This is a genomic window from Cryobacterium sp. TMT1-2-2, assembly GCF_004403505.1.
Taxonomy (GTDB): domain Bacteria; phylum Actinomycetota; class Actinomycetes; order Actinomycetales; family Microbacteriaceae; genus Cryobacterium; species Cryobacterium flavum.
In genome coordinates this window covers 203,041-223,546 of sequence record NZ_SOGS01000025.1, presented here as the reverse complement: position 1 = coordinate 223,546, position 20,506 = coordinate 203,041, and the positions used below count along the sequence as shown (strand labels likewise).

Below are 20,506 nucleotides of genomic sequence, written 5' to 3'. Positions count from 1 at the left end.
CGGAATTCCGCGGAACTCTTTGGGCGGGCTGACAAATTGCAGGTGTTATGCGCACCAGAGTGGATAAAGACGACTAGTGCAGGGGAGGGAGCGGATCGGCGAGGGTTAGACCATGGTCAGCACGCGGGCCGGGTCGGCCAGGATCGTACCGATGTCGGCGAGAAAGCGGGAACCCTGCTCGCCGTCGACCAGTCGGTGGTCGAACGACAGGCTGAGCGTGAGCACCTTGCGCAGTGCGACCTCGCCGCGATACTCCCACGGCCGAGAACGGATGGCGCCCATCGCCAGAATCGCCGCCTCGCCAGGGTTCAGGATGGGCGTGCCGGCATCGATGCCGAACACTCCGATATTGGTGATGGTGATCGTGCCGCCGGACAGCGCCGCCGGGGTGGTGGTGCCGGACCTGGCCGCCGTGGTGAGTTCGGCGAGCGCGGCAGCCAGGCCACGCAGGTCGAGCCGGTCAGCATCGACGATGTTCGGCACGAGCAGCCCACGCGGGGTTGCGGCAGCGATGCCGAGGTTCACGTGGTGGAACTGCACGATCTCACCGGCCGGCTCGTCCCAGCGGGTGTTCACCGAGGGGGTGCGCCCGACGGCGAGGCAGAGCGCTTTGGCCACCACGGTGAGAATCCCGATGCCGGCGCCTTCGAACTGCCGGTCGGTGCGCAGGGAATCGAGCAGTTCGACGGTCGGTGTGACGTCGATGGTGAGGAACTCGGTCACGTGCGGCGCGGTGAAAGCGCTCTGCACCATCGCTGCCGCGGTGAGCTTCCGCAGGCTCTTGATCGGCGAGCGGGTCTCGCGCACGTCGTCGCCGCGGCTCGTGGCCGGTGCCGCTGTGGCCGGTGCCGTTGTGGGCGATACGGGCTCCCCGTGCAGGGCGGGAGTCGGCACGGATTCGGTGATGTGGGCGCGAACGTCGTCCCGAGTGATCAGGCCGTCTTTTCCGGTTCCGGTCACCGTAGTGAGGTCGATACCGAGGTCGCGGGCCAGGGCCCGCACCGGCGGTGTCGAGCGCGGGCGTTCGGCAAGGGGTACCGGGACGGGTGCCACGGCGGGCTGGTCGGTGGATACTGCGGCCGGCGTCACCGCGGGCACCGGCGCGGCTGTCGTCGGAGTTGCGGGAGCGGGCACCGATTCCGCGCCACCCGCGCGGGCCCGACGCTGGGGGTGGCCGCCGCGCTCGACGGCGGGGCCATAGCCGACCAGGTTGGCCTCGCGCTGCTCAGCCGGAGCGGCGGCGCCGGCCGTGGCATCCGTTGGTGCCGTAGAAGTCGGTTCGGCCCCGCCGCCGATGTCGAAGCTGACAATGGGTTCGCCGACGTGCACGACCACACCGGCCGGCTGGTGCAGCACGCTGACCACTCCAGCGAACGGGCTCGGCAGTTCGACCACGGCCTTGGCGGTTTCCACGTCAGCGATGTGCTGGTTGAGCGTAACCTCGTCGCCCGGAGCTACGAGCCAGGCCACAATCTCACTCTCGGTGAGACCCTCACCGAGGTCGGGCAGTTTGAATACCTTGATCATCGACGCCCCATGACCCGGTCGACACCGTCGAGAATGCGGTCGAGGTCGGGCAGGTAGTGGCTCTCCAGCTTGGCTGGCGGGTAGGGCACGTCGAAGCCGGTCACCCGCACCGGGGCGGCCTCCAGGTAGCTGAAGCAGCGTTCGGTGATGGTCGCGATGATCTCCCCGCCGAGTCCACCCGACTGGGCCGCCTCATGGGTCACCACCACACGCCCGGTCTTTCGAACAGATGCCTCCACCACCGCATAGTCCACCGGTGACAGCGACCGCAGGTCGATGACCTCGATCGAGATTCCCTCGTCGAACGCGGCCAGCGCCGCGTCCTTCGCGGTGGACACGAGCGCGCCGTAGGTGAGGAGCGTGACATCCGTTCCCGGAGTCACGATGACGGCTTGCTCCATCGGGGCGCCGAGCTCCGGCACGACCTCACCCTTCACGTGGTAGCGACGCTTGGGTTCGAAGTAGAGCACCGGGTCGTCGCTGGCGATGGCCTGGCGAATGAGGCTGTAGGCGTCTTGGGCATTGGAGACGGCGATCACGCGCAGTCCGGAGGTGTGGGTGAAGTAGGCCTCGGGTGATTCGGAGTGGTGTTCGGCCGCTCCGATTCCGCCGCCGAATGGCACCCGGATGGTGATCGGCATGCGCACGGCTCCCTGGGTGCGGTAGTGGAACTTCGCGACCTGGCTGACGATCTGGTCGAAGCCGGGAAAGATGAAGCCGTCGAACTGAATCTCGCAGACCGGGCGGTAGCCACGGTAGGCCAGGCCGACTGCGGTGCCGATGATTGCCGATTCGGCGAGCGGTGTGTCAATGACCCGGCGAGCGCCGAACTGGGCGAGCAGGTCGCTCGTGACCCGGAAGACACCGCCGAGGGCGCCGATGTCCTCGCCGAGGAGCACCACCTTGGGGTCGTCGAGCATGGCCTGGCGCAGGCCCTCGTTGATGGCCTTGCCCATGGTGAGGGTCTTGGTCTCGGTCAACGGGACCGGCTTCGGGGCATCAAGGCCGGGCAAGGTGGTGGGGGTCGTCAGGGTGGTCATGGTCATCACACCGTTCCATTTTGTTCAGCAATATCGAATTGTGTTCCAAAGCTCGTGAGATACCCGGCATACTCGGCGCGCTGGCGCTCCAGGGTGGCGTTGGGAGTGGAGTAGACATGGTCGAATACGCTGAGCGGCTCGGGGTCCGGCAGGCCGATGCAGCCGGCGCGCAACTCGGCGGCCGCGGCATCGGCGATCGCCTGGGTGGCCGCTTCAACCTCGGGGGTGATTTCACCGAGCTTCGTCAGTAACCGGTGCAAACGCAGCAACGGGTCGCGGGTCTTCCACTCGGCCAGTTCGGCCGGGTCTCGGTAGCGGGTGGGGTCATCCGCTGTGGTGTGCGGTCCCATGCGGTAGGTGACCGCTTCGATGAAGGTGGGGCCGCCGCCGGTGCGGGCCCGGTCGAGTGCGATTCGGGTCGCGGCCATGACCGCGATCACGTCGTTGCCGTCGATGCGCAGGCTCGGGATGCCGAAACCCGGCGCGCGATCGGCGATGTTGCGGTGAGCCTGTACCCCGATCGGTTCGGAGATGGCCCACTGGTTGTTCTGGCAGAAGAAGACGACCGGGGCCTGGAAACTCGCCGCGAAGACCATGGCCTCGTTAACGTCCCCCTGGCTCGTGGCGCCGTCACCGAAGTAGGTGATGGCCACGGCATCGATTTCGTCGCGCTGGGCGCCGAGGGCCCAGCCGGTGGCGTGCAGGGTCTGCGCGCCGATGATGATGTTCGGGGTGGCCATCTGGACGGTGTACGGGTCCCAGCCGGACTGGGCGTTGCCGCGCCAGACCTTGACGATGTCGGTGAGGTTCACGCCGCGACAGTAGGCGACCGCGTTCTCGCGGTAGCTCGGAAAGATGAAGTCGTCGCTGCGCAGGGCGCGAGCGGAGCCGACCTGCGCGGCTTCCTGGCCGAGCAGCGGCGGCCACAGGCCGAGTTCGCCCTGGCGTTGCAGGGCGGTCGCCTCGGTGTCGATGCGGCGCACCACGACCATGTCGCGGTAGAGCGCCAGAAGGGCCAACCCGTCGAGATCGTCGACCCACGGGTCGAAGTCGGGCCGGGGCATCCGCTCGCCGTCAATCGAGAGAAGCTGCACCAGCTGGGGGGAGAAATCAATCATGGGTCGCTCCGAGCGTCATTGCTAAAGTTGACGTGAGCCTATGTCGACCCGACAGGGAGCACAACCACTGTGAAAAATAGTGAGCAGAGTGCCCTATTCAGGCTCGCCAGACCGTGTTAATGTTTTACACTATGTACAGCCTTGACAAGACCGACACGAAGCTACTCCAAGCGCTCTCCGCCGACCCGCGCAGCACCTTCGTCGCGCTCGCCGACACCCTGGGCCTCTCCCGCAACACCGTGCAGGCGCGCATGAAGCGATTGGAAGACTCTGGCGCCTTTCTCGGCTTCGATCGCCGGATTAATCCGGCCGCCCTCGGCTACCCGCTGACCGCATTCATCGAGGTGCACGTGCAGCAGAAAAGGCTCGCGCAGATCGTGATCGACCTCGCGCTGATCCCCGAAATCGTGCAGGCGCACGGCATGAGCGGGCAGACCGACCTGCTGGTACGGGTCGTCTGCACGGATGCCGCCGACCTGTTTCGCATCGACGGCACGATCCTCGCCTGCGAGGGTGTCGAACGCACGGAGACCTCGCTGGCCATGGGCGAGGTCATCCCGTATCGCCTCACCCCGCTGCTCGACCGTGGCTAGTCGTCGGGATCTATTTGCTAATTTCTTCATATAGTTATATAAAGAAGTAATGAAGTTATTTGCGCTGGTAGTCTTGCACTCAACCAGACGCACCGCAAAATCCGTCGCCTGCCCAACACCTTCGACTTTCGCGCTCCCCACAGAAGGCACCAGCTTCGTGAACATGCATGCACACCGGGGACTCGTATGAGCTTCCTGCGATTGGCCACCCTTATTCGTAACGGCTCACGCATCGCCGAACCGGCCCCGCCCGCCCCGCCACTGTTGGCGGGAGCTGAAGTGTTCGGTGGCAGCGTGCAGGTGCGGTTCATCAACGCCGGCGGCTGCAACGACTGTGCGCTCGAAGTGTCCGCAGCCTTCGGCCCGGTCTACGACGTGGAACGCTACGGCGTGCGCCTCGTGCCCTCACCGCGGCATGCCGACGTCCTTCTCATCGTCGGCAGTGTCACCCGCAATATGGCGGAGCCGCTACGTCGGACGATTGAGGCCACCCCGACCCCCCGGTTTGTGATCGCGGTCGGCGACTGTGCCCTGCACGGCGGTGCCTTCCGCGACGGCTACGGCATCATGGGTCCGGTGTCCGACTTCGTGCACGTAGATATCGAGGTACCAGGCAGTCCGCCGGAACCGACCGAAATCGTGCAGGCCCTCCGCCGGATGACCGGCCGATGACCGGCATCGGAGCTGGGCTCCTCCTGCAACTGGGCCTCGGCGCGCTGGCCGTCACGAGCGCCCTTCTGGCGGCACCCTCCCTGCGGTCACGGGCGGGCGGCATCCTCTGTACCCTCATCGCCGTCACCGGCTTTGTGACCGGCCTCGGTGCCCTGCTCGGCGCCACCGGCGGCCTGCTCATTCCGATCGCCCTGCCGATGGACCCGCTACTGCTGGCCCCCGACCGCCTCGGCGGCCTGTTCATGCTCGTGGTTTCCGGCGTCGGCATTCTCGTGTCGCTCTACTCGATGAGTTCCACCCGCGGCCCCGACGCCAGCCGCACCGCCTGGGTGGCGATGCCGGTATTCCTCGTGGGAATGCAGCTGGTACCGGCCGCGACCGACTCGGTGTCGTTCCTGCTGGCCTGGGAGATCATGACCCTCGGCTCCACCGTGCTGCTGCTCGCCGACCATGCCAGCCGCGCCACCGTCGCCTCGGCCGGCATCTGGTACTCGGCCATGTCCCAGTTGAGCTTCTTCTTCATTCTGGCCGGATTCGCCGTGCTCGCTGCCGCGTCGGGCGGAACCAGCTTCACCAACCTGCAGGCGATCGAACCCGGTTCGTGGGCGGCGAACGTGGCCTTCGTGCTGTTCCTACTCGGTTTCGGCGGCAAGGCCGAACTGGTGCCGCTGCACGTCTGGGTCCCCCGGGTGCTGCCCGAAGCTCCCAGCCACGTCTCGGCCGCGATGAGCGGGGCCATGGTCAAGATCGGCGTGTACGGCGGTTTGCTGGTCTGCGTACGGCTGCTGCCCGACGGTCCGGCTTGGTGGGGGATCGCGATCATGCTGGTTGGAGGCGCATCCGCTCTTTACGGCATTCTGCAGGCGTCCGTGTCGAGTGACCTCAAGGTGTTGCTCGCCTACTCGACCACTGAGAACATGGGCCTGGTCTTTCTCGGCCTCGGGGCGAGTATGCTGCTGCGCGGCTACGACGCCACCGCAGCAGCAGATGCCGCGCTCGTCGCCGCCCTGCTCCTCGCCGTCAGCCACGCCGCGTTCAAATCCACGCTGTTCCTCGGTGCCGGCGCCGTCATCCACGCCACCGGCGAGCGCAACCTGGACCGCCTCGGCGGACTCGGCGCCCGCATGCCGGTCACCGCCGCCGCGTTCGGCATCGCGAGCCTCGGCGCCGCCGCCATTCCGATCACCAGCGGCTTCGTCGCCGAGTGGATGCTGCTGCAGTCGCTCATCCACGGTGGTCGTCAGGGCGGGGCGGTCGTCTCGGTCGCGGCATCCGTCGCCATGCCCCTGGCCGTCGCCGTGATCGCCCTCACCGCGGGCCTGGCCCTGCTCACCTTCGTCAAGGCCTACGGTATTGCCTTCCTGGCCCGCCCCCGCAGCGCCCCAGCAGCGGATGCCCGCGAGGTGCCGCCGCTCATGCAGCTCTCCCTCGCGCTCGGCGCCCTCTCCGTGCTCGCTCTCGGGCTACTCCCCGGGCCGATCGCCGCGCTCGTGGCGAACACGGTCAGCTCGAACCCCACCGCCGCGGTGCAGTCGGTCGGTCTGGGCGGGGTGTCGCTACCCGGTATCGGGGCGGTACTGGACCCGATCATGCTCGTCGTGCTCTCCGCCCTCGTCGCCATCCCGGTGGTCGTGTCGATCGTCGTGTCGGCCCGGCGGCATCCGCATCGCACCGTCGACCTGCCCTGGGGCGGCGGCGGTTCCCGGGCGCGGCCGCGCATGCAGTACACGGCGACGTCCTACGCCGAACCACTGGTGCGGGTCTTCGACGACGTGCTCAAGCCGTCCCGTGATGTGCAGGTCACCCACGTGGCTGAGTCGCGCTATCTGGTGGAAAAAGTACGGGTCGAACAACACGTCTCCGACGTGATTGAAACCCGGCTGTATCGGCCGGTACTCAACCTGTTCCAGCGTTACGGCATCGTCGTACGGCATGTGGCCAACGGCAGCATCCACCGCTATCTGTCCTATTCTTTCGTTGCTCTGCTGATCGTGCTGATTGTGGTCTCGCTATGAACGCCGTCGTCAGCGCCATCATCATCGCTTTCGTGCAGGTCCTGCTGTTTGTCTTCCTCGCCCCGCTCCTCATGGGCGTGATCCGCCAGGTGCGGGCCACCATCGAAGGTCGAGCCGGTGCCGGAATCTGGCAGCCCTGGCGCGACGTGCGCAAACTGCTCGCGAAGAATCCGGTGCGTGCCGAAGGCAGCAGCTGGATGCTCAAGGCAGGCCCGGTCGCTCTGATGGTCTCCAGCCTGCTGCTCTGCGTGCTGCTGCCGCTCGTGGGGACCATACCGTTCCCGTCCATTCCGAGCGACCTGTTCGTGGTCGTCTCGGTCATGCTCATCGGCGTGGTCGCGCTCGCTCTCGTCGGACTCGACGGCGGTACGGCCTTCGGCGGCATGGGATCCAGCCGACATATGACCGTCGCGGCCCTGGTCGAACCCACCCTGTTGCTCTCGGTCTACGCTCTGTCGATTCCGGCCGGAACCAGCACGATCTCGGCGATCGTCGAGACCCGGCTGTTCTCCCCCGAGGTGATCATCTCGCCGGTCAGCGTGTTGGCGCTCGTGGCATTGTCGATTGCGATCATGGCTGAAACAGCTCGGCTGCCCGTCGATAATCCGGGCACCCACCTCGAACTGACCATGCTGCACGAGGCAATGACCCTCGAAGCGAGCGGCCGCGACCTGGCCTGGCTCGAGGTCGGCTCCTGGCTGAAACTGGCCGCCCTGCTCGGCCTGGTCAGCAACCTGGTCGTGCCGTGGGGTGTCGTCACCGATTTCAGCGCCCTGGGCCTCGCGATCGGCGTGGTCAGCATCGCCGTGAAAGTGCTCGTGCTCGGTGTTCTGCTCAGTGTCGGCGAGATCTTTTTGGCCAAGGTGCGCCTGTTCCAGGTCCCCGAGCTTCTCGCGGGTTCCTTTGCCCTCGCCTTCCTGGCCGTCACCGCCTCCTACCTGGTCGCCTGAGGAGCATCCGTCGTGTTTGAAACTTTCTATCCCCAACTGATCGGCTTCTGCACCGGCGCCCTGCTGCTCACGAGCGCGCTGATGGTCTGGCGTCATTCCCTGCTCGCCTCGATCCGGCTGCTCGCCCTGCAGGGCGTTGCCCTTGCCGCACTCGTCGCGGTGATCGGCATCGCCGAGGGCGAGTCCGAACTGGTGCTGGTGTCGCTGCTGATCCTGTCGGTGAAGGGCGTCGGCCTGCCCTGGGTGCTCGCTCACCAGTCCAAGGCGTCGATCAAGCAGATTCAGGAATCGCCCCGGCTCAACCCGACCGCCGCGCTGCTCGCCGTCACCCTGCTGACCATTCTCAGCTATGTCGTGGTCAGCCGCGTCTTCGGTCTCGGCGACAGTGAGACCGGCCACGCCGCACCGATCGGCCTGGCCATGGTGCTCATCGGCTTTCTGCTGCTGATCAGCCGGCGCCGCGCGCGCTCCCAGCTCATCGGCTTTCTGCTGCTCGACAACGGCATCGCCACCATCGCTTTTTTGACCAGCGGCGGCGTGCCTATTCTGCTCGAATTCGCAGTCTCCCTCGACGTTCTGCTGGTCGTGCTCATTTTGCACGTGTTCGCCGGCCGCATGCGCACCAAGTTCGGCGGCACTGCCGTTGATCAGCTCAGAGAGTTGCACGACTGATGTCATTTGTTCTGTGGATTCCCCTGGTCGGCCCACTCGCCTTCGCCGGCCTCAGCCTGCTTCTGCGCGGCTCGGCGCACCGCCGTTTCGTCGGAGTCGCCGCGTCGAGCGCGGTGCTCGTCTCCGGCCTGCTGCTGGTCAGCGCAGTGCTCGACGGTGCCGTGTTCGAAAGCGGCGGCGGCATGCTGCGTGCCGACGCCCTCTCGGCCTACATGCTCAGCGTCGTCGGAGCGGTCGGACTCATCTCCACCTGGGGTGGCCTCAGCAGCGCGGCGTCGAGCCGCACCAGGGATGCCGCCGGCTACGAGGCGCTCATCGCCTTGTTCCTGGCCGCGATGTCACTCGCCGTGCTGGCCGACAGCATCGGCCTGATGTGGGCCGCCGTTGAGGCAACGACCATCGCCACCGCATTCCTGGTCGGCCACCACCGCACCCGCCGGTCCCTCGAAGCAGCCTGGAAATACGTCATCCTCGGCTCGGTCGGTGTGGCCATCGCGCTGCTGGGTATCGTGCTGATCTACGCTGCCTCGGTCGGTACCGACACCCCGACCCTGTCCTGGGTGCTCCTGAGCCAGGCCGACCGAGGCCTCGACCCGGCGCTGATCACCGCCGGCGGCGCCCTGGCCGTGCTCGGTTTCGCCACCAAGTCGGGTCTCGCCCCGATGCACACCTGGCTGCCGGATGCCCACAGCCAGGCCCCAGCTCCGGTCTCCGGCCTCATGTCGGGCGTGCTGCTCTCGGTCGCGCTCTACGCGATCCTGCGCATCCAGTCGATCACCAACCTCGTGATCGGCCCGGAGTTTCTGCGCACCATGCTCAGCATCGGTGGCCTGCTCTCCCTGCTCGTGGCCGCGTCACTGCTCATTCGCCAACGCGACTACAAGCGGATGCTCGCCTACTCCAGCATCGAACACATGGGCCTGATGGCGATCGGTGTGGCGATCGGCCCGGCCGCGCTCCCCTCGGTGCTGCTGTACATTCTCGGCCACGGCCTGATCAAGGCGACCCTATTCGTGATCTCCGGTCGTATCCTCAAGGTCGAGGGCACCCCGGTGATCTCGGACGTGCGCGCATTGTTGGTGCGACGGCCTGGCCTCGCCGTACCCTGGCTCATCGCCATGGCCGCCATCGTCGGCTTTCCCCCGTTCAGCATCTTCTTCTCCGAGGTCGGCATCATCATGGCCGGCTGGTCGGTGGGCCTCGGCGGCGTCGTCGGAGCGGCCCTCGTGCTGCTGCTGGTGATCTTCGCCGCGTTCACCCGCCTCACCGTGCAGATGACCATCGGCGCTCCCCCGGACGGCGCCGCGTTCACACCCGACTATTCGACCCACGGCCCGCGCCTGCCGATCATCCTGGCCCTGGCCACGACAGCCACGATCGCTTTCGTGGCCGAACCGGTCGGCACTCTACTGTTGCAGGCCACAGCCGTTCTCGGAGGTACCAACTAATGGCTGACGAACTAATGCCCGGCGAACTCCGCCACCTCGACCGTGCGGAATTGCCGGCCGCCGCCGGGGCGCTGCTCGATGCCGGCAGCCGGCTGGCCCTGGTCGCCTGCCACGAAGACGACGACCACTTTCGCATCGTCTATTCCTTCGTCGGGGATGCATCGTTGCGGGCCGACCTGGTGGTCACTGTGCCGCGGGACGATGCCTGGATTCCCAGCCTCGCCGAGATCTCCCTGCCGGCCGGCAACTTCGAGCGCGGCATCCGCGACCTGTACGGCGTCGTTCCCCGCAATCACCCGCAGCCGCACCGCCTGGTTCGCCACGGCCACTGGCCGCGCGGCTGGTACCCGATGCTGCGCGCCAACGCCGCCGTGCCCGAGTTTGAGCCCGACGTGGAATCATTCCCCTTCGTGCCGGTTGAGGGCCCTGGCGTCTATGAGATCGCCGTCGGCCCGATTCACGCCGGCATCATCGAGCCCGGCCACTTTCGCTTCTCGGTCGTCGGCGAGACCATCGTGCGCATGGAAGCCCGCCAGTGGTACCTACACCGTGGTGTCGAGAAGGTGTTCGAGGGCAAGACTGCGGGCGAAGGCGTGCTTCTAGCCGAGCAGATCAGCGGCGACACCGCCATCGGTCACTCCCTCGCCTTCGTCATGGCTGTCGAACAGGCCGCCGGTATCGAGGTGTCGGAGCCCGACCGGCTGCTGCGTGCTCTGCTTCTGGAACTCGAGCGTCTCTACAACCACGTGACCGATCTTGGTTCCCTGGCCAACGACGTGGGGTTCAGCATCATTGACGCGCACGCCCAGGGGCTCCGTGAGCAGCTGATGCGCATCAATAAGTCGGTCACCGGACACCGCCTCCTGCGCGGTGCGCTGAGCGTCGGCGGCACCCGGGTGAACGCGCTCCCCGAAGCCGCCGATCTGGTGCGCATTGCCGCCGCCATGGCCGAACTGGCCGGCATCACGCTCGGCCATGCCATCGTGCGCGGCCGTTTCACCGGCACGGCCCGGCTCTCCAACGCGCACGCGACCCAGATCGGAACGCTCGGCTACGTCGCGCGCGCATCGGGCATCGACACGGATGCCCGCAACGAGCATCCGTTCGTCAATCTGGGCGAAGTCTTCCACGTCGTGACCGAAGACAGCGGTGACGTGCTCGCCCGGTACACCGTGCGCGCCCGCGAGGTCGAGGTGTCGACCGCGGTCGCCGTCGACCTGCTCCGACGCCTGCAGGGCCACACCGGAACCGCGTTCAGCGTGAACCCGACGAGCGCCGGCACCGGACTGGCCCTGGTCGAAGCGTGGCGCGGAACGGCAACCCACCGGGTTGAACTCGCCGCCAACGGCACGCTCGCCCGCGTCAAGGTCGTCGACCCGTCGTTCCTGAACTGGCCGGCCGTACCGGATGCCCTGTCGGAAACCATTGTTCCCGACTTTCCGCTGGCCAATAAGAGCTTCAACCTCTCCTACGCCGGCAACGACCTGTAGGCCGGCTCAGGCCCAGCAGCAACTACTCTTGCTCGAGGTGGCGGAGCAGGGCGTGCGAGTCGGTGAGGTTGGCCAGCACCATACGCTTGGCCGCGGCCAGCAGCTCAACCGCGCTCGGGTCGCGCAGTGCATAGAAAATGGAGTTACCCTCCCGGCGGGTGACGACGACGCCGGCACGGCGCAGTACGCCCAGCTGCTGGGACAGGTTGGACAGTTCGCAGCCGAGTGCTTCGGCGAGTGACCCCACCGAGCGTTCGCCGGCGACGAGCTGTTCCAAAACCTGCACGCGCAACGGATGCCCGAGCGACTTGAACAAGTCGGACTTCAATTGGGCAGCGGGCAAACCTGAAGACAACACAAGTTTAGTATATCGTTACCTTATGATTCTTTCAACTAGATAGGGCCGCTCTCACCTGCGGCGCAGCAGCCCGTCATTCACGAGGGCCCGCGCGTAGCCGAGGCTGTTGCCGAGGGCGTTCGGGTGAAAGTTGGCCGACGCGAATGGGTTCAGCGGATCAAACGCGAAGTATGGTATTCGCGAACCTACACCGTGCGCGGCGAATTCCTGCGAGGCATCAACGAAGCGGATGCGCGGGGTCGTCATCGCAGCGACGGATCCGGCAAGCACCGTGTTCAGCGCGTCTGTGGCCCCATTGAGTACATCGCCCAGCGGGGAGAATCCGGGCTTGAACTGGCGCGGGTAGCTCAAGACCGCGATCTTCGCCTGCGGCAGCGTATCCGCTACCAGGCCATACGTGCCCACGAGCTTGGGAGCGAGAACGCTCAGCTGAGCCACGCTGTTGTTGATTGCACCGAGGCAAACCGGACTGGCCGGGTTGGGCGCACAGGCCGTCAACACGACGTTGGAGCCGGCATCGATGCCGCCAACAGTGAGGGTGACGAGGGCGGTACTGGGGCTCACTCCGAGAAGTTGAGCCGGGATATCCGCTGTGCTGGCCCCGGAACAGGCATTATTCGACACAAGTCGATAGGGGCTGACCACGGCCGAGAAGATCGGGTAGCTCGCCCGCTTGGAACGCAGGCAAGCGGTGCCGTCGAACGCGTACGGCGGCGCGCCCTGACCAGAGGTGAATGAGTCGCCCAGGGCGACATAGCCGGGAGCGGATGCGCCAACCGAGGCTGCGGGATCGGAATTGGTCTCAGCCAGTGCCGGGCGCTCACCGCGCCAGCGAGCAGGGCGGCCGCGAGTACGGCGACGGCACCGAGGCGTTGCAGGAATCCTGAAACTAATCGTTGATTTGTCATGCCGCGAACGTAGACCCGGTCATCAGACCCGCAAGGCGTTGTCAACGACTCAAATTCGGGCCGCGCGCGAAAAGGCCCGCACTGCAAGCAGTGCGGGCCTTCCGTCTACCCGACCGACCTGGCGAGAGGTGATCGGGAGATCTATTGGGACCGGTCTTCGTAAGTACTAGACCTCGATCGAAGCGTCTGCGCTGTCGGAGGCCGCAGCGCGACCCTCGGTGTCAGCAGCCTCTTCCAGTACCGGGGCGAGCGAGAGCTTTCCACGGTCATCGATCTTCGTGATTTCCACGAGAACCTTCTGGCCGACGCCGAGCACGTCTTCGACGTTCTCCACGCGCTTGCCACCAGCAAGTTTACGCACCTCAGAGATGTGCAGCAGACCGTCCTTGCCCGGGAGCAGAGAAACGAAGGCACCGAACGCGGCGATCTTGACGACGGTTCCGAGGAACTGCTCGCCAACCTCGGGGTTGGTCGGGTTCGCGATGGCGTTGACCTGGGCGCGTGCGGCCTCAGCCGACGGTCCATCAACGGCACCGATGTACACGGTGCCGTCTTCCTCGATCGAGATGTCGGCACCGGTGGTGTCCTGGATCGAGTTGATCGTCTTGCCCTTCGGGCCGATCAGCTCGCCGATCTTGTCGACGGGGATCTGCACGCTGATGACGCGCGGCGCGGTGGGCGCCATCTCGTCGGGAGCGTCGATCGCCGCGTTCAGCACGGAGAGGATCGTGGTGCGGGCATCCTTCGCCTGCGTCAGCGCGCCGGCCAAAACCGAGGCGGGGATACCGTCGAGCTTGGTGTCGAGCTGGATCGCGGTGATGAATTCGCTCGTGCCGGCGACCTTGAAGTCCATGTCGCCGAGGGCGTCTTCGGCGCCGAGGATGTCGGTTAGTGCCGCATAGCGGGTCTGACCGTCGACGGTGTCGCTGATCAGGCCCATGGCGATACCAGCGACCGGGGCGCGCAGCGGCACTCCGGCGTTCAGCAGGGACAGGGTGGAGGCGCAGACGGAACCCATCGAGGTGGATCCGTTGGAGCTGAGCGCCTCGGAAACCTGACGGATGGCGTAGGGGAATTCCTCACGCGTCGGCAGCACGGGAACCAGGGCACGCTCAGCGAGCGCTCCGTGGCCGATCTCGCGACGCTTCGGCGTTCCGACGCGACCGGTTTCACCGGTCGAGTAGGGCGGGAAGTTGTAGTTGTGCATGTAGCGCTTCTTGGTGACCGGGCTCAGCGAGTCGATCGACTGCTCGAGCTTGAGCATGTTCAAGGTGGTGACGCCCAGGATCTGGGTTTCGCCGCGCTGGAAGATGGCCGAGCCGTGCACGCGCGGGATGACCGCAACCTCGGCGTCGAGCGGACGGATGTCTGCCAGCCCACGACCGTCGATGCGGATGCCCTCGTTGAGCACGCGCGAGCGCACAACGAGCTTGGTGACCGACTTGTAGGCCGCGTTGACCTGGTTGTTGGCGCTCGCGTCGAGCTCACCGGCGTCGACCTTGGCCGCGATGGCGGCCTTGACGGATGCCTTGAGCGCGTCGTCGGCGTTCTGACGTTCGACCTTGTCGGCGATCGTGTAGACCGTCCCCAGCTGGTCGTACGACAGCGCCGCGACGGCGTCGTAGGTGGCCGGCTGGTAGGGCGGGAACAGGGCGAAGTCCGCGGTGGGCTTGGCGGCGGCATCCGCTACCTGCTGCTGCGCGAAGACGAGCTGCTTGATGAAGGGCTTGGAAGCCTCGATGCCCTGGGCAACGACCGCTTCGTTCGGCGCGATGGCGCCACCCTTGATCAGGTTCCAGGCGGCGTCGGTGGCTTCGGCCTCGATCATCATGATCGCGACGTCCTGCACTCCGGCGGCGTCCGTTACAACGCGGCCGGCGACGACCATGCTGAACACGGCATCATCCAGCTGCGAGTGCTTCGGGAAGGCAACCCACTGGCCGCCACCGTTCTCGTCGGGAATGAGGGCAACGCGAACGCCACCGATCGGTCCGGAGAACGGCAGGCCGGCGAGCTGGGTCGACATGGAGGCCGCGTTGATCGCGAGCACGTCGTACAGTTCGTCGGGCTCGATGGCCAGAACGGTGATGACGACCTGGATCTCGTTGCGGAGACCGTCGACGAACGACGGGCGCAGCGGGCGGTCGATCAGGCGGCAGGTGAGGATCGCGTCGGTTGAGGGACGACCTTCACGACGGAAGAAGCTGCCCGGGATGCGACCGGCGGCGTACATACGCTCTTCAACGTCGATGGTGAGCGGGAAGAAGTCGAAGTTGTCTTTCGGCTGCTTGCTGACGCTCGTGGCGGAGAGCAGCATCGTCTCTTCGTCAATGTAGGCGGCGGCAGAACCCTGCGCCTGCTGGGCGAGACGCCCGGTTTCAAAGCGGATGGTGCGCTTGCCGTACTTGCCGTTATCGATAACGGTTTCGGCGAACGTGATTTCTGGACCCTCCATGTGGGGGTTTTCTCCTTTAAGTTTGCTTCTCGCCATGCTGGCGACGAAGGCTCGCGTGCCCGTATGACAGGCGAGTGGGACGAGGAGCTCGACCAGGCAGGACTAAGCCGCGTTTCAACAATCTCTGTGTAAACACTGTCGTTTTGCTGGCCACCAGTAGAAATTCACCAGAAGCTGCGCGCCTGAAATACGCGAGTCTGGGAAACCACCACCGAGGACCAGCTTCCTGCCAGTTGCGCTCCGGTTGCTCGGCCGCTTCCGAAGAAGGACCGTCACCGAGCCTATCAGACACAGAATCAGCCCCGAACTGGTGCCACCAAGTCGGCGGGCACGGTCGGAGTCTCGGGCAGAGTGATAGGGACTGAAATGAGGGTGCGACGGTGCAGGGACTCAGACGACTGCTGGTTGTCGGAATCATGCGCGCGTGGGTGAAACTGGCTCTGCAGGACAGCGCGAGTGTTCCGCGACCAACCGGACCGCCACAGGCGCACTCGCCGGGGACAAACAGCGATCGTGTGCTCATTCTCGGCGGTGGACCCGCCTCCGGCTGGGGAGTCACGAGCCACGATCTTGCCCTGCCCGGATCGTTGGCCCGTGCACTATCGACTCGAACGGGCCGCGGCACCGATGTGAGCCTGGTGGCCGACCCGTTTGGACTTCTCGATGAACTCCCGAATCTGCTCATTGGGCAAGATCTGAGCCGGATCAATGCGGTCGTCGTGTTTGTCGGCGTGAATGATGCCGTGAATCTCACCGCTGAAAAAGCCTGGGAGCGAAACATGGGCCTCCTGCTCCGGGCCCTTGAACGGGAAACGTCCAACGAAACGTCCGTGTATGTGATGGACATCCAACCGATTCGATCAATCCCGGTTTTTGACAGCTTGCTCGGGTCCATCGCCAACGCGCACGCACGTCGTTTGACCGCGCGCACGGAGCGCGTCTGCCGATCCATCCTACGAGCGGTCTATCTACCATTGACGGAGAACACAATTCTGGTCTCCGGCCGGTATCGAAATTCGTCGGACTACCGCCTGTGGGGGGAATTCCTGGCCTGCGAAATGGCCGCTCGACTCGATCTGGCCCACGACCGCCACGGGTCGAACATGGTCAGTCCGGTGCAGATCACAGCGCCGCCCGAAGTCGAAGCCGGTGTGGAATCACACCTGCGAGAGACCCGCTTTGATCCTGTCCTCGCGTTGGCGCAACAGTCCTTCGGTACCGAGTCCGCGGCCTTCGTGCTTCGCGACCATTCCGGGTTGCGAGTGGTGGCAAGTGCTGGGCCCACGGGTGTCAATCCGGCGAGATCCGATTCGATGTCGGCGACGGTCGTTATCCAGCCGGGAGCACTCGTCGTGGGCGATACCGAGACAGACGAGCGTTTTCGCGGCAAGCCCTACGTAACGGGTCCCCCATTCATGCGATTTTTCGCGGGTTTTCCGATCGAATCACCGTCGGGTGAACGAATCGGAATTCTGTGCGTGTTCGACCCAAAACCACGCAGTCGTGCGGATACTGACATCGTGCTCCTGCGGCAACTGGCCCTCATGATTCAGCACGAACTGCAGGCGATCAGATCGTAAAGGCATCACGCCAGGCCAGGCCAGCGACGGTCTCCTTGGCTGGCCGATACTCCAGACCGATCCATCCGTCATAACGAAGAGTGCGCAGTTCGGCAAAGAACGAATCCCAGCCGATCTCGCCGGTGCCCGGCTCAGTCCGGCTGGGCGGGTCGGCGATCTGCACGTGGGCAACGTGCTGAAAGAGATTGCGCAGGCGGCTGATCACATCGCCCTGCTGCACCTGGGCGTGGTAGACGTCATAGAGGATTCCGAGGGACTCGCTGCCGATGGCTTCAACGACCGAAGCGGCCTGCTCTACGGACTCGAGCACGAATCCGGGAGCATCTCCCTGATTCAATGCTTCGAGCACGAGGATGACGTCGGTCGACGCCGCCTGCTCGGCCGCCCAGGCCAGGTTGGTGACATAGGTCGCGAATGCGCGATCCCACCGCACACCTTCGGGCACGAGGCCGCCCATGACGTGGATGCGCGTCGCACCGAGACCAGTGGCGTATTCCAAGGATCGGGAGATGCCATCGCGGAATTCGCCGACCGAGTCAGGAACGCAGGCGTAGCCGAACGTCGACGGTCCTGGCGTATTGATCAGCACCTGGTGCAACCCGGCGTCCGCCAGGCACCGGCGCAACTGCGCGAGTGGAAAGTCGTAGGGGTTCGCGTATTCGACGCCGGCGAAACCGGCCGCGGCCGCGGCATCGAAGCGTTCCAGAAACGGTCGTTCCGTGAAGAGCCATTTGAGGTTCGCATCCAGGCGGAGCGGAATGAGTTCGCGCATGGTTTGTTCTCCGTCGACAGTCATCTGCGGATGCAACTTGCCACTAAACGGCGCGAAGACCGCTACGTTCGTAGGCGGCGCGGGCGACGTCACCGTTCAAGAATTCCAGCAACGCCAGCGCCTCCGGCTTCGCCGCCGCCGCGTTGCTCAGGGCTGCTGCGAATTCGGTGAGGTGCTGCACCTCGTCGGGGAATGGTCCGACAATGGCAATTCCGGGCACGAAGGCGAGCTCGCTGAGCTGCTGCACCGCGAGATCAGCACGGCCGTCACGTACGGCCACGCCGGTAAACCCCTTCGCGAGTGGCGTGGCTCTGGCATCCACTTCAGCGGCGATGCCGAGTCGCTCGATCAGGGTGCGAAAGTAGATGCCGCTCTGACCGGCCTGAGAGTAGGCGACCGAACGGGCGTTGCGCAGTGCGCTGGTGAGCGCCGGCACGGTCGAGATATCGGGTTTGTCGGCACCGTCGGCCACGCCGATTCCGATGCCGGTCGTCACCAGGGGGACGACGGTTGAGGGGTCGATGACACCGTCGGCCGCCAGACTCGCGAGGGCCGGGGTCGCGACGATGACAATGTCCGGCCGCTCGCCGGCCGCGAAGCGGCGTTGCAGTTCGGTGGTGGGGTCGAAGTGGGCATCGATCGCTATGCCTGTTTCAGTCGTGAACGCGGCGAAGATTTCGGCCTCGAGGGCCTTCTGAGTCGCCAAGCCGCTGAACAGTACGACGCTCGGTTTCGTGTCAATCGGGTTGCTCATGATAGACATCCTGCCGTCGTTGGTGGAATTTCTGGCCCAGCGAGAACATATTGCCGATGCACTCCAACTATAGGGGAAGTTTGTATCCTATAGCGGCTTGGAGGAGTCGACCAGAGTGTTGCTGGCGGCCGCACGCTGCTTGATGCCGAGCACGGAGTGGCTGCGTCCGTAAGCGAAGTACACGATGAAGCCCACGACCAACCAGACCGCGAAACGCACCCAGGTGAGGGTCGTGAGATTCAGCATCAACCAGATGCACAGCACGGCAGAGAGAATCGGGAGCACCGGTGAGAACGGTACCTTGAAGGCGCGCGGCAGGTCGGGGCGCTTCTTGCGCAGCACGACCACGGCGATGCTGACCAGCACGAATGCCGACAGTGTGCCGATATTGATCATTTCTTCGAGCACACCCACGTCGGTGAGGCCGGCGATCACAGCGACGGCGGCGCCGGAGATAATCTGAATGCGCGCCGGAGTGCGGCGTTTCTCGCTCGTCACGCTCAGCCAACGCGGCAGCAGGCCGTCGCGGCTCATCGCGAACAGCACCCGGGAGAGGCCGAGCAGCAGCACCATGATCACCGTCGTGAGACCGACCAGGATTCCAATCGAGATGACCTGGGCAGCCCAGCCGGCACCGACAGCGACGAAGGCCGTGGCGAGGGATGCGTTCGGGTCGTCGGCCAGCACCGTGTACGGCACCATCCCGGTGAGCACGAGACTCACGCCGAGGTAGAGCACCGTGACGATGGCGAGCCCCGCGAAGATGCCACGCGGCAGGGTCTTCTGCGGGTTCTTGACCTCTTCGGCGCTCGTGGCCACGACGTCGAAACCGATGAACGCGAAGAACACCAGGGACGCACCGGCGAGCAGCCCGAACAGGCCGTACTGGGCGGGAGCTGCACCGGTCATGAAGGAGAACAAGGACTGCATCCAGACATCACCATCGCCGCCCGTCGTGGGCACCTCGGCTGGAATGAACGGGCTGTAGTTTGCCGTGTTGATGAAGAAGGCGCCGACGATAATGACGAAGACGACGATGGCGACCTTGATGATCGTGAACACGCTCGCGACCCGGGCCGACAGCTGGGTGCCGAGCACGAGCAGCGTGGTGAAGATCGCGACGATGACGAAGGCGCCCCAGCTGACGTCCAGACCGAGCACCTGGATCGTGGACGGGACGTTCCAGCCGGCCAGGTCGAACACTGTGCTCAGGTAGATACCCCAGTATTTGGCGATTACTGCGGCCGCGGTGAGCATCTCGAGGATGAGGTCCCAGCCGATAATCCAGGCCAGCAACTCTCCGAGGGTGGCGTAGGTGAAGGTATAGGCGGAGCCGGCGACGGGCACGGCCGAGGCGAATTCGGCGTAACACATGATCGCCAGCGCGCAGGTGAACGCGGCCAGCAGAAAGGCCAGGGTGACCGAGGGCCCGGCGTAGCTGCCGGCGGCCTTGGCGCCGACCGAGAAAATTCCCGCTCCGACGGCCACGGCGACACCCATGATCATGAGGTCCCAGGTACCGAGGGTGCGTTTAAGGCTGTGGCCCTTCTCCAGCGAGTCTGCTATCGAATCTTCAATACTCTTGGTGCGCCAGAGACTCATGCGTTGTGGTATCCGTTCGTTATTGCCAACCCCTATGTTAGCAACTCCGTTCTACCCCCATTCGGCAGCCAAACGCAAAACGGGTCGCCACCCGAAGGTGACGACCCGTTGTGAAGAAGTTCGTGTTATCAACGCTGCGTTCGCACCGTGCAAATTACTTGCATGAAATTAGCGACGCAGGCCGAGGCTGCCGATCAGTGTGCGGTACCGAGTGATGTCGATGTCCGACAGGTAACCGAGCAGACGGCGACGCTGACCAACCATGAGAAGCAGGCCACGACGTGAGTGGTGGTCGTGCTTGTGCTCTTTCAAGTGCTCGGTGAGGTCGAGAATGCGCTGCGTAAGCATTGCAATCTGAACTTCCGGGGACCCGGTGTCGCCTGGGTGGGTAGCGTACTTTTCGATGATCGCCTTCTTAGCATCTGGTTCGAGTGCCATAAAGTGGGATCCCCTTTCTCTCACTGCGCGGTGCCCTTGGCCAAATGCCTGAGCTCTCTTTATCCGCGGCCGTTGAACGGCAACCTTCATACTTTAGCAGAGTGGGCGGCCGAC

General features: G+C 65.1%; 18 protein-coding genes. 8 read left to right on the top strand and 10 right to left on the bottom strand.

The window, feature by feature from the left end:
* Window positions 1–105: 105 nt before the first annotated feature.
* The 3 genes from E3T35_RS16135 to pdhA all read right to left on the bottom strand — a co-directional run bounded on the left by E3T35_RS16135 (window position 106) and on the right by pdhA (window position 3,685).
* A complete protein-coding gene (locus E3T35_RS16135; RefSeq protein ID WP_134380064.1) occupies window positions 106–1,527 on the bottom strand; it encodes a dihydrolipoamide acetyltransferase family protein in 1,422 nt (473 codons plus the stop codon).
* Window positions 1,524–2,483, bottom strand: coding sequence for an alpha-ketoacid dehydrogenase subunit beta (locus tag E3T35_RS16130; protein ID WP_233206121.1), 960 nt, complete (start codon window positions 2,481–2,483; stop codon window positions 1,524–1,526). Before E3T35_RS16130 ends, E3T35_RS16135 begins: the two co-directional genes overlap by 4 nt.
* A gap of 89 nt (window positions 2,484–2,572) precedes the next feature.
* Entirely contained in the window at window positions 2,573–3,685 is a 1,113-nt protein-coding gene (gene pdhA / locus E3T35_RS16125; RefSeq protein WP_134380062.1) for a pyruvate dehydrogenase (acetyl-transferring) E1 component subunit alpha, read from the bottom strand.
* Window positions 3,686–3,816: 131 nt separating this feature from the next.
* On the opposite strand from pdhA, the gene E3T35_RS16120 reads away from it, so the two are divergent.
* The 7 genes from E3T35_RS16120 (at window position 3,817) to E3T35_RS16090 (ending at window position 11,525) form a co-directional block, all read left to right on the top strand.
* The gene (locus tag E3T35_RS16120; protein ID WP_092340996.1) at window positions 3,817–4,278 is read left to right on the top strand and encodes an Lrp/AsnC family transcriptional regulator; all 462 of its coding nucleotides are present in this window, start codon (window positions 3,817–3,819) and stop codon (window positions 4,276–4,278) included.
* 186 nt (window positions 4,279–4,464) lie between these two features.
* Window positions 4,465–4,950 (top strand): NADH-quinone oxidoreductase subunit B family protein, encoded by a 486-nt coding sequence (locus E3T35_RS16115; protein WP_092340995.1) that lies wholly within the window; start codon window positions 4,465–4,467, stop codon window positions 4,948–4,950.
* Window positions 4,947–6,965: a proton-conducting transporter membrane subunit gene (locus E3T35_RS16110; protein ID WP_134343626.1), complete on the top strand. Its 2,019-nt coding sequence runs from the start codon at window positions 4,947–4,949 to the stop codon at window positions 6,963–6,965. The genes E3T35_RS16115 and E3T35_RS16110 overlap by 4 nt, the downstream gene beginning before the upstream one ends.
* A complete protein-coding gene (locus E3T35_RS16105) occupies window positions 6,962–7,915 on the top strand; it encodes a respiratory chain complex I subunit 1 family protein (RefSeq protein ID WP_134343625.1) in 954 nt (317 codons plus the stop codon). The genes E3T35_RS16110 and E3T35_RS16105 overlap by 4 nt, the downstream gene beginning before the upstream one ends.
* 12 nt (window positions 7,916–7,927) lie before the next feature.
* Entirely contained in the window at window positions 7,928–8,587 is a 660-nt protein-coding gene (locus tag E3T35_RS16100) for a hypothetical protein (protein WP_092340991.1), read from the top strand.
* Window positions 8,587–10,035 (top strand): proton-conducting transporter membrane subunit, encoded by a 1,449-nt coding sequence (locus E3T35_RS16095; RefSeq protein WP_134380060.1) that lies wholly within the window; start codon window positions 8,587–8,589, stop codon window positions 10,033–10,035. Before E3T35_RS16100 ends, E3T35_RS16095 begins: the two co-directional genes overlap by 1 nt.
* The gene (locus E3T35_RS16090; RefSeq protein ID WP_198421043.1) at window positions 10,035–11,525 is read left to right on the top strand and encodes an NADH-quinone oxidoreductase subunit C; all 1,491 of its coding nucleotides are present in this window, start codon (window positions 10,035–10,037) and stop codon (window positions 11,523–11,525) included. The genes E3T35_RS16095 and E3T35_RS16090 overlap by 1 nt, the downstream gene beginning before the upstream one ends.
* 22 nt (window positions 11,526–11,547) lie before the next feature.
* Here E3T35_RS16090 and E3T35_RS16085 read toward each other — a convergent pair whose 3' ends face one another.
* From E3T35_RS16085 to E3T35_RS16075, 3 genes are all read right to left on the bottom strand, one after another.
* A complete protein-coding gene (locus tag E3T35_RS16085; protein ID WP_198412796.1) occupies window positions 11,548–11,883 on the bottom strand; it encodes a metalloregulator ArsR/SmtB family transcription factor in 336 nt (111 codons plus the stop codon).
* A gap of 51 nt (window positions 11,884–11,934) precedes the next feature.
* Entirely contained in the window at window positions 11,935–12,630 is a 696-nt protein-coding gene (locus tag E3T35_RS16080; protein ID WP_241988891.1) for an SGNH/GDSL hydrolase family protein, read from the bottom strand.
* A gap of 327 nt (window positions 12,631–12,957) precedes the next feature.
* Complete coding sequence (locus E3T35_RS16075) at window positions 12,958–15,246, bottom strand: polyribonucleotide nucleotidyltransferase (protein WP_134380056.1); 2,289 nt, start codon at window positions 15,244–15,246, stop codon at window positions 12,958–12,960.
* Window positions 15,247–15,875: 629 nt separating this feature from the next.
* Here E3T35_RS16075 and E3T35_RS16070 point away from each other — a divergent pair.
* A complete protein-coding gene (locus E3T35_RS16070; RefSeq protein WP_166789993.1) occupies window positions 15,876–16,826 on the top strand; it encodes a GAF domain-containing protein in 951 nt (316 codons plus the stop codon).
* On the opposite strand, the gene E3T35_RS16065 is transcribed toward E3T35_RS16070, so the two are convergent.
* The 4 genes from E3T35_RS16065 to rpsO all read right to left on the bottom strand — a co-directional run bounded on the left by E3T35_RS16065 (window position 16,816) and on the right by rpsO (window position 20,392).
* Complete coding sequence (locus E3T35_RS16065) at window positions 16,816–17,622, bottom strand: hydroxypyruvate isomerase family protein (protein WP_198417696.1); 807 nt, start codon at window positions 17,620–17,622, stop codon at window positions 16,816–16,818. The genes E3T35_RS16070 and E3T35_RS16065 overlap by 11 nt on opposite strands.
* Before the next feature lie 19 nt (window positions 17,623–17,641).
* Window positions 17,642–18,352 (bottom strand): extracellular solute-binding protein, encoded by a 711-nt coding sequence (locus tag E3T35_RS16060; RefSeq protein ID WP_092340986.1) that lies wholly within the window; start codon window positions 18,350–18,352, stop codon window positions 17,642–17,644.
* An 87-nt stretch (window positions 18,353–18,439) separates the two neighbouring features.
* The gene (locus E3T35_RS16055; RefSeq protein ID WP_134380052.1) at window positions 18,440–19,954 is read right to left on the bottom strand and encodes an amino acid permease; all 1,515 of its coding nucleotides are present in this window, start codon (window positions 19,952–19,954) and stop codon (window positions 18,440–18,442) included.
* A 168-nt stretch (window positions 19,955–20,122) separates the two neighbouring features.
* The gene (gene rpsO / locus E3T35_RS16050) at window positions 20,123–20,392 is read right to left on the bottom strand and encodes a 30S ribosomal protein S15 (protein WP_092112143.1); all 270 of its coding nucleotides are present in this window, start codon (window positions 20,390–20,392) and stop codon (window positions 20,123–20,125) included.
* Window positions 20,393–20,506 lie beyond the last annotated feature (114 nt).

Bases quoted from the DNA above. Each gene is read 5' to 3' on its own strand.
- E3T35_RS16135 (WP_134380064.1), bottom strand. From the start codon at position 1,527: ATGATCAAGGTATTCAAACTGCCCGACCTCGGTGAGGGTCTCACCGAG.
- E3T35_RS16130 (WP_233206121.1), bottom strand. From the start codon at position 2,483: ATGGGCAAGGCCATCAACGAGGGCCTGCGCCAGGCCATGCTCGACGAC.
- pdhA (WP_134380062.1), bottom strand. From the start codon at position 3,685: ATGATTGATTTCTCCCCCCAGCTGGTGCAGCTTCTCTCGATTGACGGC.
- E3T35_RS16120 (WP_092340996.1), top strand. From the start codon at position 3,817: ATGTACAGCCTTGACAAGACCGACACGAAGCTACTCCAAGCGCTCTCC.
- E3T35_RS16115 (WP_092340995.1), top strand. From the start codon at position 4,465: ATGAGCTTCCTGCGATTGGCCACCCTTATTCGTAACGGCTCACGCATC.
- E3T35_RS16110 (WP_134343626.1), top strand. From the start codon at position 4,947: ATGACCGGCATCGGAGCTGGGCTCCTCCTGCAACTGGGCCTCGGCGCG.
- E3T35_RS16105 (WP_134343625.1), top strand. From the start codon at position 6,962: ATGAACGCCGTCGTCAGCGCCATCATCATCGCTTTCGTGCAGGTCCTG.
- E3T35_RS16095 (WP_134380060.1), top strand. From the start codon at position 8,587: ATGTCATTTGTTCTGTGGATTCCCCTGGTCGGCCCACTCGCCTTCGCC.
- E3T35_RS16090 (WP_198421043.1), top strand. From the start codon at position 10,035: ATGGCTGACGAACTAATGCCCGGCGAACTCCGCCACCTCGACCGTGCG.
- E3T35_RS16075 (WP_134380056.1), bottom strand. From the start codon at position 15,246: ATGGAGGGTCCAGAAATCACGTTCGCCGAAACCGTTATCGATAACGGC.
- E3T35_RS16065 (WP_198417696.1), bottom strand. From the start codon at position 17,622: ATGACTGTCGACGGAGAACAAACCATGCGCGAACTCATTCCGCTCCGC.
- E3T35_RS16060 (WP_092340986.1), bottom strand. From the start codon at position 18,352: ATGAGCAACCCGATTGACACGAAACCGAGCGTCGTACTGTTCAGCGGC.
- E3T35_RS16055 (WP_134380052.1), bottom strand. From the start codon at position 19,954: ATGAGTCTCTGGCGCACCAAGAGTATTGAAGATTCGATAGCAGACTCG.
- rpsO (WP_092112143.1), bottom strand. From the start codon at position 20,392: ATGGCACTCGAACCAGATGCTAAGAAGGCGATCATCGAAAAGTACGCT.